The organism is Clostridium sp. C8-1-8 (genome assembly GCF_009928445.1).
Lineage (GTDB): Bacteria > Bacillota > Clostridia > Clostridiales > Clostridiaceae > Clostridium_AR.
On sequence record NZ_JAABNO010000053.1, the window covers coordinates 1 to 12,025 of the forward strand.

Sequence of the window (12,025 nt, forward strand, 5' to 3'; positions counted from 1 at the left end):
ATGGTACTGCATGGGCGACTGTGTGGGAGAGTAAGTGGTCGCTAGGTAAATGTGGTTCACTAGCTCAGTCGGTAGAGCACATGACTTTTAATCATGGTGTCCGGGGTTCGATTCCCCGGTGAGCCACCAAAACCTCTGTTTATACAGAGGTTTTTTATTGTTTAAAAAAATATCAAAGTTTTTGCTATACAAGCCTGATGATATTAGTTGATTAGGACAGTTCGCTAAGATATATAGTAAACAACAAGGTATATTTGCTTGTAAGATTTCCTATATGTATTTTGAAATTGGATATGTAAAAATTCACTAAAGAAATTCCTTAGCTGTGGATAATAAAATTGGATTAATTTTTTAAGATGAACTAATCCACAATTAAGTAATATAATCCACAATGTGAAGTTGTTTTTTATAAATGTTGTGGATAAAAAATGATGTTTTAAAATGATAATTTATAAATAGTAAAAAGAACTGCTAAATAATTTATCAATAGCAATTCTTTTTTACTATCTAAGGAAATATAAAAAAGTTTCTAACTAAACTTACTAGATTTAATAGCTTAGAACACCTATTAATCATGAATCACTTTCCAATTATTATTAACAGTAGCATCAATGACTTTTCGTTCTAAGATGTAGTTGGCAATAAGCTCTGATACATCAGTAGGAATATCCTTTACTAATGGTTTATCCTTAAACATTAAGTAATCTCCACCACCAGATGCTCTATAATTGTTCATTACAACGGCATATTCCATATCCATATTCAATTCAGTATCTTTGTATTTTAAAGATATAACTCTGCTTCCAATAGGTTTGGATACATTGAGTATATATTCAATTCCTTCCCACATATCATAATTATAATGTTGTGGCTTTGGATTTGCAAATTCTTTACTTACAGTATATTCTCCATCTATATATTCAAAGTATGAGGCACTTCTCTCAAGTGCTAGCTTTATGTCTGATCCCTTAAGTTTTAATACTTTTAAAGTGTTTGGATAGATGTAGTTTGAAACAACATCTCTCATAGTAACATTAGTTTTTAAACCAGGACTCCTATTATCAAATAGTGAAGTAAGTGATATATCTGTCTCGCCGAAATGCATTTGAACCTTATTTATAAATTCCATCAAAGAATTATCTTGTAATCTTATTTTTAAAGGGTCTGATACTGTCATATCTCCATTAATTTTTCCAATAGGAGTATCTAACCAAGCTTGAGTATTTATCTCATATTCTTTAACTAGTTCTAAACAATCAGCGTCTTCATCGTAATCCTTAGAGTATAACATTTCGCTTGATACAGAATTGATGTGCCATTTGGAGTTTGCTAATTCTAGAGAAAGAGATATCTTTCCAATAGAAGATCCATCGAATCCAGACTGACAAACTAGTATGTCATTTATGTATCTATTGAAAATTGTTCTGTGTTGGTGGCCTGTAAGTAAAATATCAATATCTCTTATTTTCTCGCATATTTCATATCCCTGATTTTCACCAGTTAAGTTTTCAGTAGGTAATCCTGTTTCAACATCTCTTTCAAATCCACCGTGATAAGCAACTATTACTATATCAGCTCCATCAGCTTTTACTTTCGGAACCCAGTAGTTAAGAGAATCTATAACATCTTCAAAGTCCAAATCTTTGATTATATGTGGTTGCTCCCAATTAGGAATATATTTTGTTGTACATCCTAATACACCAACTTTTAAACCATTTATATATTCTTTTATAATATAAGGTTTGCCAAAGTGTGGCTCGCCATTTGATTTGTTAATTATATTGGAACTAATCCAAGGGAAATTTGAATGTTTTTTTGCCTGTGAAAGGTATTCCATTCCATAATTAAACTCATGATTGCCAACAGTAAATGAATCATAACCTAAGTGGTTAAATAATTTTATTACAGGATTTTCTCCTGATGAGTTTATTCTTGCATAATGATATATAAGTGGAGAACCTTGAAGCGCATCTCCACAATCTATAAGTAATGTATTTTGACTTTGTTCTTTTTCCTTTTTTATTATACTAGCCAATTTACAAAGGCCTATATCTCTATGTTCATTAGTTCCATAATATATAGGCAGTAGATTACCATGTATGTCACTAGTATGCAATATCGTAAGCTTTAAATTATCTATGTTCATATAACAACCTCTTTCTTATAAATGTAGATGAACCACTTCGCTATAGAATTTTTATTTTCATTACCTCTTGTATAACTCAGTGAAGGTTAGAAAATAATGTCCAGATTGAAGTGGTTCATATATAAAGTTATATTATTTTATCAATAGAACAAAATATTTTATTAATTATATAGTTGATGGGTTTGTATTTAAGCAAATTGCTATACAAGTCTTTTTCTTATATTACCTGATATAAAGTCTATAGCTGTAACCATTACTATTATACCCAATAATATTATACCAACTCTATTCCATTGTCTTGCTTCCAATGCAAAAATTAATGGAGTTCCTATTCCTCCAGCACCAATTATCCCTAGTATTGTTGCTGAACGAACATTAATTTCAAATCTATATAAGGAGTATGAAGCGAATTCAGGTAAGACTTGGGGGATAATAGCGTATTTTAATTTCTGAAGTCCGTTAGCACCGCAGGATGTTAGAGCCTCATATGGTCCCCAATCTATATTTTCGATACCTTCTGAATATAGTTTACCAAGCATTCCTATTGAATGAACACCTAAAGCTAAAACTCCGGCAAAGGCTCCAGGTCCAACGGCTTTAATGAATATTATGGCCATTACTATTTCAGGAAAGGTTCTTATAAAACTTAGTAAAAACTTACCGGTTCCGCTAATAGCCTTGATCTTACTCATGTTTCTAGCAGCCCAAAAGGAAAATGGGATACATAGCAGTGCTGATACAACAGTACCTAATATTGCTATAGCTATGGTATCTAGTAATCCCCTAAGAAGGTCTTCACCATCTGGCAGATATACATAGCCCCAATCTGGATGGAATAGACCATTAAATATAGAACTTACTACTTGTCCAGCAGAAGCCTTTATTCCAGTAAACTTAATTCCAGCAAATGCCCATATATATATAACTATTAATATTATTGCTATAAGCCATTTTGAAAGTGATTTTTTTAAAGACTTAGGTTTTTCTATCATAATAATTTCTCCCTGATCCTAATACTTATATTATCAATAATAACTACCATAATTAAGGTTGCAATAATTATAGTGCAAGTTTGGTTATATTTAAATAATCCTAAAGTACTATCTAGTTGTAGTCCTATTCCTCCAGCTCCTACTAAACCTAAAACCGCAGCAGCTCTTACATTAATTTCAAAGGTATATAGAACATAAGAAATAAACTGAGGCATAATTTGAGGAATAACAGAAAAATTAATTATCTGTAGAGTATTTCCTCCACAGGCAGTTAAAGCTTCCATAGGGCCATCATCTATACCTTCAATTGATTCATATAATAGCTTTGCCACAAGACCTAGAGAGAAAAAGCTTAATGCAAATATACCTGCAAGAGGCCCTAAACCAAAAGCTGCAACGAATATAGCTGCAAATAATAAATCTGGTATAGTTCTTATTAGATTTAAGATTATCCTAGATATAGACAACAAAATCTTTGACTTACATATGTTTCTTGCAGAAAGTAAAGCCAAAGGAATTGACAAAATTGCTCCTATGGTTGTACCTATTATAGCCATTCTTATTGTTTCTGCCATAGGATCTATTATCCTAGAAAAATAGCTCCAATCTGGAGGTAGCATTTCTTTAAAAAGCTTACCTGTCTCTGGAAGCCCTTTCATAAGCTGTGAGAATGAAGCATCAGTTTTCTTAGCGCTTGCAACCATAAGAATAACGATTAAAACAACTGTAAGATACATTTTCATATTAGAAGGTTTTTTTAATGTTTGCTCTTTCATTTCTTATCCCCCTAATTTTCAGAAATTTCTTCTGTTTTTCCATTATATATAAAATCGAATATTTCATCTGTAGCTTTTTCTACTGGACCATCAAAAACTAGCTTACCTTCTCTAAAACCTAGGATTCTAGTAGCATACTTTTTAGCTAAATCCACATGATGAAGATTTACAATTGTTGTAATATTCATTTCTTTATTTATTCTTGCTATATCATCCATTACTTGAATAGTAGTTACAGGGTCTAAGGATGCTATTGGTTCGTCTGCCAAAAGTACTTTTGATTGTTGCGCTAGAGTTCTTGCGATAGCAACTCTTTGCTGTTGACCGCCGGATAACTGATCCGCCCTCATATATGCCTTTTGTTCTATACCAACCTTCTTTAGTGACTTGAAAGCTAGTTCTAGATCTTCCTTAGGAAACATTCCGATTAAAGTTCTTAAAGTAGAATGATAACCAACTCTACCTGCTAGGACATTTTTTAATACAGTTGATCTCTTAACTAGATTAAAGCTTTGAAATATCATTCCTATATCTCTTCTTAAAACTCTTAGTTCCTTGCCTTTAGCCTTAGTGATAGAGTTTCCGTTTATTAATATCTCTCCTGAAGATATTTCATTTAGCCTGTTTATCGATCTTAAGAATGTTGATTTTCCAGCTCCAGATAGCCCTACGATTACAACTAGTTCTCCTTCGTTGATTGTTACGTTAACATTGTTAAGACCAATTACTCCATTGGGATAGGTTTTTGATACATTTTTAAACTCGATCATAAATTTTACCAACCTTTTCTAGATGATTTTATAAAACACGAACATTATTAAGATATGTATTAGTCACTATTATATATTATAAATAATTTTACCGTTAGTTAAATTACCAATAATATAAATTTAACCTTATTTTAACAATGGGTGACTATTAAATTCAATATTAGAATACTATAATGTACCTAGTATTTTCAATAGAACATTATAAATATTTTATTATATTGTAATATATTACATGGCATTATATGAGATATAGCCATTAAAAGTAAAAATATACATATAAAATAAACACGAACATTGTTGCAAAAAAATGAAAAATAGTTTATGATTTATATGTATTTGTTGGAAGTACAAGCTAATTTTTAATTTTTAAGGAGGAAGTTCCATGAAAAGAAGAATATTAAGTGTTGCAGTATGTGCAGCTTTAGCTATGACAGCACTAGCTGGTTGTAGCAGTACTAAGAAAGACGATTCAACTACTGCAAAGGGATATGCACCAAAAGAGTTAAAGGTTCAATTCGTTCCATCACAAAATGCTGAAACTTTAGAAGCTAAGGCAAAGCCTTTAGAAAAGCTACTATCAGACAAGCTTGGTATACCAGTAAAGGTAAGCGTATCCACAAGCTATAATACTATAATAGAAGCAATGGCTTCAAAGCAAGTAGACATAGGCTTCTTACCACCATCAGCATATGTACTAGCTAAGGAAAAGAATGCAGCTGAAATACTATTACAAGCTCAAAGATACGGTATAAAACAACCTACTGGTGAAAATACTACAGAACTTGTTAATTCATATAAAGCTATGATAGTTGTAAAAAAGGGATCAAGCATAAAGTCATTAGCTGATTTAAAGGGTAAGAAGATAGCATGGCAAGATGTTACTTCCTCAGCAGGATATATATGGCCAGCAGCTGAAATGAAAAAAGCTGGAGTAGACCCAGAAAAAGATGTTCAAGGCATAAGAGTTAAAGGACATGATAAGGGTGTATTAGCTGTACTTAATGGAGATGTAGACGCAGCTGCAGTTTTTGAAGATGCAAGAAACACTGTAAAGAAAGATGTACCTGACATATTCGATAAAGTTGAACCAGTATACTTTACACAACCAATTCCAAACGATACTATAAGCATAAGACCAGATATGACTTCTGAGTGGAAAGAAAAGATACAAAACGCTTTCATAGAAATAGGAAAAGATCCAGAAGGAAAGAAGATTGTAACAGAAGTTTATTCACATGTTGGATATGTTAAGTCTGATGATAAGAACTTTGATATAGTAAGAGAATATCAAAAATTAGCTGAAACTAAGTAATTTAAGCAAATAGATAGTTAAAAGCCTCCTAAGATTATTATTTTAGGAGGCTTTTTAGCTGTTATATTACTTCGAGTTTAACTTTTAAGTTATAGGTAGACGATTGTTACAGCATATTATAGTTATAAAGCAGCAATACCCGCCATAACTATCTGTACGTTAATACTGTATCAATTCCTGCATCTACTCTTTTATTTATTATAGGATTCATCTCTTTTATTACATCAGGATTTGTTATTAGTATAGGAGTTATTAATGAAAAACCTTTACTCTCTATGAAGTCTCTATCAATTTTTATTATTGGAGTGCCAGCTTTAACCTTAACTCCTGGTTCAACTAATCTCTCAAACCCTTCTCCATTTAAAGAAACTGTGTCAATTCCTATGTGCACTAGAAGTTCAACTTCTCCTGCAATCTCCATGGCAAAAGCGTGGTTAGTTTTGAAAACCAAAGATAGCTCTCCGTCAGCTGGAGCAACGAATACATTTCCAGTGCTTTCTATAGCTAACCCATCACCAGCCATCTTCTTAGCAAAGACCTCATCTGGAACCTTTGATAAGTCTATTGTAGTACCTGCAACTGGTGCAAGAACTTTTAAATCTTTTTTTAGGAATTCAAACATAATATACTCCTAACTAATATGTATTAGTTAGAAAAATTCACTTCCTTTCAAAAATATTATGAAAATAGCTAATCACTATATTAATAGGAAAAGGCATAAGTTTATAGGAAAACTTATGCCTCATTTAACAAAATAAAAATCATTATAATTATATATTACTTAATGGGGTTAGTCAATTGTAAACGATGTTAATTGTCAATAATAAATCACTTTACGTTAAAAATTTTTTATGGAATATTGCATAATATTATACAATTAATATAGAATGGTATTATATTACAATAAAAGGAGGAATTGAGTATGTTACCTAAAGAGGTTGTAAGTAAGGTATTATCTCAGGCTTTAAAAAGTGGAGGGGACTTTGCTGAGATCTTTGTTGAAGATACAATAAATAACAATATTATATTGACAGATGGGAAGGTTGATAATATTGTTTCTGGTAGAGATTATGGTATAGGAATAAGAATATTTAAAGGATTCAGAAGCGTTTATGCGTATACAAATGAAAGTAGTTTATCGAGCTTGATCAATGTTGCTAAAAAAGCTGCATATGCTCTTGGAGAAATTAATGATGAACTAGATATAAATTTGAACCTTTACGAAAGAATTAATAATAATATACACCCTATAGTGTATGTGCCTGCATCTATAGAGAGTTCAAGGAAGATTGGAAAGATGAGAGAGGCTTATAATTCTGCTAAGAGTTATAACAATGAAATAAGTCAAGTTTCTGTAACATATATGGATAAGGATCAAAAGGTATTTATAGCTAATAGTGAAGGTTTATATACACAAGATAGGAGAATATGGACAAGGCTAGGTATAAGATCGGTAGCAAGTAATGGTGTTGAAAATCAATTAGGTGGAGAAAATCCTGGTAGAATGATGGGATTTGAAATGTTTGATACTATTAATGTAGAGCACTATGGAAAGAAGGCTAGTGAAGCGGCTGTTACTATGCTTCATGCTAATTATTGTCCAGCTGGTAAAATGATGGTTGCCATAGAGAATGGTTTTGGAGGAGTTATATTCCATGAGGCTTGTGGTCATTCACTTGAAGCTACATCTGTTGCGAAGGGCAATTCTGTATTTTGTAATAAGATAGGTCAACAGATTGCATCTACAAAAGTAACTGCTATAGATGATGGTACATTGCCAAATCTTTGGGGATCTCTAAATATAGATGATGAAGGAATAGAAACAAAAAAGAAGGTGCTTATAGAAAATGGAATATTAAAGTCATATATGGTGGATAAGTTAAATGCTAGAAGAATGAAGATGGAACCTACAGGTAGTGGTAGAAGAGAGTCTTATAAATATGCACCTACATCTAGAATGACAAATACTTATATTGCAAACGGCGATGATAAAAATGAAGATATAATTAAATCGATAGAATACGGATTATATGCAAAAAAGATGGGCGGAGGTTCAGTTAATCCTATTACAGGAGATTTTAACTTCGCCGTAGCTGAGGGTTATTTAATAAGAAATGGTAAGATATCAGAAGCTGTAAGAGGTGGAAGTCTAATAGGAAAAGGATCTGACATATTAATGAACATAGATATGGTTGGCCAAAACCTTGATCACGGTCAAGGTATGTGCGGTTCCATAAGTGGGTCTGTACCAACCAATGTAGGTCAACCACTAATAAGAGTAAAACAAATGACTGTTGGTGGAAGATAAGGAGGGACTTAGCATGGATATAAAAGCTTTTAGCAATTTAATATTTAATAAAGCTGAAGAGGCTAATTTTTCTGAGTATGAAATTTATTACTCAAGTAAAGAAAGCTTAGATATAAAGATATTTGATAGTGAAGTAGACGACTATGGACTGAGTAATACTAGTGGAGTAAGCTTTAGAGGTGTCATAAATGGAAGGATGGGGTATTCCTATAGTGAAAGTCTTGATGAGGCCTCAGCGAGTATGATGGTAGAAAAAGCTAAGGAAAATGCTAAACTAATAGAAAATGAAGACAAGGACTTTATATATGGTGGAGCTTCTCAATATGAAGAGGTTCATAGTTATAGTAAAGATATTGATGAACTGACTCCTACTGAACAAATAGATCTAGCTTTAGCATTAGAGCAGAAAACAAAAGGCACTAGTGACCTAATCGAGAAAGTGGCGGAGTGTGAAGTAGATACTAGTAAATCTGAAGTAGCTATAATAAATTCTAAAGGATTAGACTTAAGACATAAGAAAACTACTGTTTTAGCATATGTTGCTGCTGTTACTAAAGACGGAGATGGAATGAAAGATAGTATGTCTTTAAAAATAAAAACTAGCATGGATCAATTGGATCTTGATAAGATAGCCAAAGAGACTTCAGATAATGCAATTTCAAAAGTTGGATCTAAATCTATAAAGTCTGGAAAGTATAAAATACTTATGTCAAACTATATGATGGCAACAATACTTTCAACGTTCCAAGGCGTTTTTTATGCTGATAATGCTCAGAAAGGCTTATCTTTACTTAGCAAGAAAGAAGGAGAAATAGTTGCATCTGACGTTGTGACAATTGTTGATGACCCACACTTGGATAAAGGACCTTACTCTACACCTTTTGATGATGAAGGAGTTCCAACCTATAAGAAATCGATAATAGAAAAAGGTAAACTTAGAACTTTGCTTCATAATCTGAAAACTTCATATAAGGATAATGTAAAGAGTACAGGGAATGCGTCGAAAGCTTCCTTTTCATCTCCGGTTAATGTTTCGGCTACAAATTTGTATTTGGAAAAGGGTATAAAGAGTTTAGCTGAATTAATAGTTGATGTAAATGATGGTATATATATAACTGATCTACAAGGAATGCATTCTGGTGCAAATGCTATAACTGGTGATTTTTCACTTGCAGCAAATGGCAGAGTTATAAGGAATGGAAAGCTATGTGAAGCTATCGATCAAATAACTTTAGCTGGAAACTTTTTTGAATTACTAAAGGCTATAGAAGCGGTTGGCGATGATATGGATTTTTACTATTCCAATACAGCGAGTCCTTCAGTTATAGTAAGGGAGCTATCAATAGCAGGTCTATAATTGAATAGGTATATAGTATATTGGAAAACTTTCTACTATAAGGTTAGAAAAATTAGATTAGGAAAGCCACTGAACATTGATTCAGTGGCTTTTTTAAAATTGTAGTTTTGCAATTGATTAGAACTGAAGCTGAACATTATATTCTTTTAACCATATATTTAATTGAATCAAGTAAGCAATTAGTTGGGGGCCAGTCATAAGTTGGCCGTACCAAGGGGTTTTATAAGATTCTCCCTTTGTAGATACTATCTCCTGAATTTTTTTCTTATCTATTAAGTTTAATATAGGAGAAGACTTATCATTTAATATTTCAGTCATTGAATTACAAACTAAAGCTGTATATATTGGATTATGGGTCTTTGGATAAGGGCTCTTTTTTCTATAAACTATCTCATCAGGCAATATTCCTTTTAAAGATTTTCTTAATAGACCTTTTTCTCTGTTGTCAGCAAATTTAATTTTTTGAGGTAAATTAAAGGCGTATTGTACTAGACGATAATCAGCAAAAGGAACCCTGACTTCAAGACTATTTGACATACTCATTCTATCTTTTCTATTCAAAAGATTAACCATAAACCACTTAATATTTAAGTAGAATAGTTCTCTCATCCTAAAATCTAGTTTGTCTTCATTATCTAAATGAGGCACCTGTCTTAGAGTATCTAGGTATTCTTGTTGTGTTTTATCTTCTATAGGTAAAGATTTTAATTCATCAGATAGAAGTGATTTTCTATCTGTTACGAATCTTGACCATGGAAAAGTTGGTGCATTTATAAGCTCTTCATGAGTATACCATGGGTAACCTCCGAATAACTCATCTGCACACTCACCTGATAGTGCAATAACGAATTCTTTTCGTATTTCTTTTGAAAACAAATATAAAGACGAGTCTATATCTGCCATTCCAGGAAGATCCCTAGCTATTACCGCATCTTTTAGAGCGTCTATTAGGTTTTTGTGATCTAAAGTTACAGTTTCATGTTTACTACTAATGAATTTTGCCATTTCTAAAGCCCAATATTGATCAGATGTAGGTTGGAACAAAGAGGATTTAAAATACTTTTCATTGTCTTCATAATCTATAGAGTAAGTTGTTAGAGTTTTTCCTTTATAGTTGTATTCTTTAGCTGCTATTGCAGATATAGCAGAGGAATCAAGCCCTCCAGATAAGAAAGTACAAAGTGGAACATCGCCAACTAATTGTCTTTTTATAGCATCTACCAGAAGTGATCTCAGATGTTCAGAAGCTTGCTCTTCTGTTTCGGTAAAATCCTCTGCAGATACCTTCCAATACTCTTTTATCTTTATCCCTTCTGGACTTACTATAACATAGTTAGCTGGAGCTATCTCTTTTATATCCTTATATATGCCGCTTCCGGGCGAAGTAGCAGGACCTAAAGCGAATATTTCAGTTAGTCCATCTTTATCTACTACTGGGTCTATATAGGGGTGAGCTAGTAGAGTTTTTATCTCTGAACCAAAGATAAATGAATCTCCTTTTATACTATAAAACAGAGGTTTTACTCCTAAAGGATCTCTGGCTAAGAATACTCTGTTTTCTTTTTCATCATATATTGCAAATGCAAATATTCCGTTTAATTTAGAAATGCAATCAATTCCCCAACAAATATATGAAGTAAGTAAAACTTCTGTGTCAGAGTAAGAGTCGAATTTGAAACCCTTATTCAGTAACTCAGTTCTTAAATCTTCTGTGTTATATAATTCTCCATTATATATTAAAGTATATTTGTTATTTTCTATTGTTTTGATCATGGGTTGTTTTCCACCCTCTGGGTCTACAACTACTAATCTTCTATGACCAAACATAACATTATTGATTTTATAATATCCAAAGCTGTCAGGGCCTCTTAATTTTAAGGTATCAGTCATAGCTTCTATTACATGGTGCTGTTTAGAAATATCATCTTTAAAGTTTACCCAACCAGCAATTCCACACAAAATTATCACCTTCATAAATAGTATTATTTTTTATAATATGTTTAAAAGTTGTTATTAGTTACCTACAGTTATTGAGATTGATAAAAATTATGAATGTAATCTACTGTATAAAAAGCTATTTATGTATGAAATTAACTTAAAAGTAAGGATAACAGTGCCAGGTGTATCAATTGGTGAATTATGTTGAAATATGAAGTAATATATATTATTGGACAAGTATATTAGACAGACGGGAAATTAATTAATCTTTTGTATTATATGATATGTTATCATAGTTTATGTCGCTGAAACAAACGCGGCAAACACAAAGCACAACAATTAAAACTAATTAAAAAGAAGTTTTGAAAATGTGTTGACAAAGAAATCTTACGGTGGTAAGATATAAAAGCTGTCAGAAATGCAGCA

Annotated in this window: 9 protein-coding genes and 1 tRNA gene; 4 read left to right on the forward strand and 6 right to left on the reverse strand. The window is 32.1% G+C overall.

Features of this window, described 5'->3' with window-relative positions:
- Nucleotides 1-53 precede the first annotated feature (53 nt).
- Nucleotides 54-129 (forward strand) — tRNA-Lys (locus GXK57_RS25595).
- Between the two features lie 439 nt (nt 130-568).
- Here the strand turns inward: GXK57_RS25595 and GXK57_RS25600 are convergent.
- The 4 genes from GXK57_RS25600 to phnC all read right to left on the reverse strand — a co-directional run bounded on the left by GXK57_RS25600 (nt 569) and on the right by phnC (nt 4,684).
- Nucleotides 569-2,146, reverse strand: a complete 1,578-nt coding sequence (locus GXK57_RS25600) for a bifunctional UDP-sugar hydrolase/5'-nucleotidase (RefSeq protein ID WP_160680852.1) — start codon at nt 2,144-2,146, stop codon at nt 569-571.
- 200 nt (nt 2,147-2,346) lie between these two features.
- Nucleotides 2,347-3,138 (reverse strand): phosphonate ABC transporter, permease protein PhnE, encoded by a 792-nt coding sequence (gene phnE / locus GXK57_RS25605; protein ID WP_160680853.1) that lies wholly within the window; start codon nt 3,136-3,138, stop codon nt 2,347-2,349.
- Nucleotides 3,135-3,914: a phosphonate ABC transporter, permease protein PhnE gene (gene phnE / locus GXK57_RS25610; RefSeq protein ID WP_160680854.1), complete on the reverse strand. Its 780-nt coding sequence runs from the start codon at nt 3,912-3,914 to the stop codon at nt 3,135-3,137. Before phnE (GXK57_RS25610) ends, phnE (GXK57_RS25605) begins: the two co-directional genes overlap by 4 nt.
- A gap of 11 nt (nt 3,915-3,925) precedes the next feature.
- Nucleotides 3,926-4,684 (reverse strand): phosphonate ABC transporter ATP-binding protein, encoded by a 759-nt coding sequence (gene phnC, locus GXK57_RS25615; protein ID WP_160680855.1) that lies wholly within the window; start codon nt 4,682-4,684, stop codon nt 3,926-3,928.
- Nucleotides 4,685-5,066: 382 nt separating this feature from the next.
- On the opposite strand from phnC, the gene GXK57_RS25620 reads away from it, so the two are divergent.
- Nucleotides 5,067-5,996, forward strand: coding sequence for a phosphate/phosphite/phosphonate ABC transporter substrate-binding protein (locus GXK57_RS25620; RefSeq protein ID WP_160680856.1), 930 nt, complete (start codon nt 5,067-5,069; stop codon nt 5,994-5,996).
- Between the two features lie 148 nt (nt 5,997-6,144).
- Here the strand turns inward: GXK57_RS25620 and GXK57_RS25625 are convergent, their stop codons facing one another.
- Nucleotides 6,145-6,618 carry a PTS glucose transporter subunit IIA gene (locus tag GXK57_RS25625; RefSeq protein ID WP_160680857.1) on the reverse strand — a complete coding sequence of 158 codons (474 nt, stop codon included), beginning with the start codon at nt 6,616-6,618 and terminating at the stop codon, nt 6,145-6,147.
- A gap of 300 nt (nt 6,619-6,918) precedes the next feature.
- Here GXK57_RS25625 and GXK57_RS25630 point away from each other — a divergent pair, with 300 nt between their 5' ends.
- Nucleotides 6,919-8,304 (forward strand): TldD/PmbA family protein, encoded by a 1,386-nt coding sequence (locus GXK57_RS25630; RefSeq protein WP_160680858.1) that lies wholly within the window; start codon nt 6,919-6,921, stop codon nt 8,302-8,304.
- 13 nt (nt 8,305-8,317) lie between these two features.
- Entirely contained in the window at nt 8,318-9,661 is a 1,344-nt protein-coding gene (locus GXK57_RS25635) for a TldD/PmbA family protein (protein WP_160680859.1), read from the forward strand.
- Between the two features lie 117 nt (nt 9,662-9,778).
- Here the strand turns inward: GXK57_RS25635 and asnB are convergent, their stop codons facing one another.
- Nucleotides 9,779-11,620 (reverse strand): asparagine synthase (glutamine-hydrolyzing), encoded by a 1,842-nt coding sequence (gene asnB / locus GXK57_RS25640; RefSeq protein ID WP_160680860.1) that lies wholly within the window; start codon nt 11,618-11,620, stop codon nt 9,779-9,781.
- Nucleotides 11,621-12,025 lie beyond the last annotated feature (405 nt).